At 77.3% G+C, this 759-nt stretch carries 1 protein-coding gene; it reads right to left on the reverse strand.

Going from position 1 to position 759, the window contains the following annotated elements; genetic code table 11:
* Positions 1 to 699 (reverse strand): KR domain-containing protein (locus JL475_RS39245; RefSeq protein WP_202282963.1); only part of this gene is annotated, 699 nt, incomplete at its 3' end.
* Positions 700 to 759 lie beyond the last annotated feature (60 nt).

Raw genomic sequence — 759 nt, forward strand, 5'->3', positions numbered from 1 at the left:
GCCCGCGATCACGCGGGCCAGGGCGTCACGGTCGGCCACATCGCAGGCCACCACGTCCGCCCGGGCGCCCAGCGCCTCGAGTTCGTCCTTCAGCTCCTTGGCGCCCGCCCCCGCCTCACCGGAACGCGACACCAGGACCACACGCCCGGCACCCAGGTCGCGGACCAGCCAGCGGCCCACCACCCCGCCCAGGAAACCGGTGCCGCCGGTCACCAGCACCGTGCCGCCGTCCAGAGCAGCGGTGTCGGCGCCTTCCCCGGGGTCGGACAGCCGCACCAGGCGCGGCACGTGGACGGCGCCGCCGCGGACGGTCAGCTCCGCCTCCCCGGCGTCCACCGCACCCCACACGGCACCCCACGGCACCGGCTCCGGCCCGTCCACCTCGACCAGCACGATCCGGTCCGGGAACTCCGCCTGCGCGGTACGCACCACCCCCCGCACCGCCGCGACCTCCACGCCGCCCCGCACGGCCACCATCAGCCGCGCGTCCGCCAGCCGGCCGCCGCTCCACTCCCGGATCAGCTCCAGCACACCGCCGACCGACGCCCGCACCGTGCCGGGCACGTCGGCGGCACCGGCCGAGGAACAGCACACCAGCAGCCAGTCCGGTACCTCCGCCACCTCCCGCAGCCCCGCCACCACCGTGCCCGCGCCGGCCAGACCGGCCGCCAGCCCCGCGCCGTCCAGCGCACCACCCACCACCACAGCGGAACCGCCCGCACCGGAGGAAGACCCGGTCCACTCCGCCCACTCCACGCC

The sequence above is a fragment of the Streptomyces sp. M2CJ-2 genome (assembly GCF_016757295.1).
Lineage (GTDB): Bacteria > Actinomycetota > Actinomycetes > Streptomycetales > Streptomycetaceae > Streptomyces.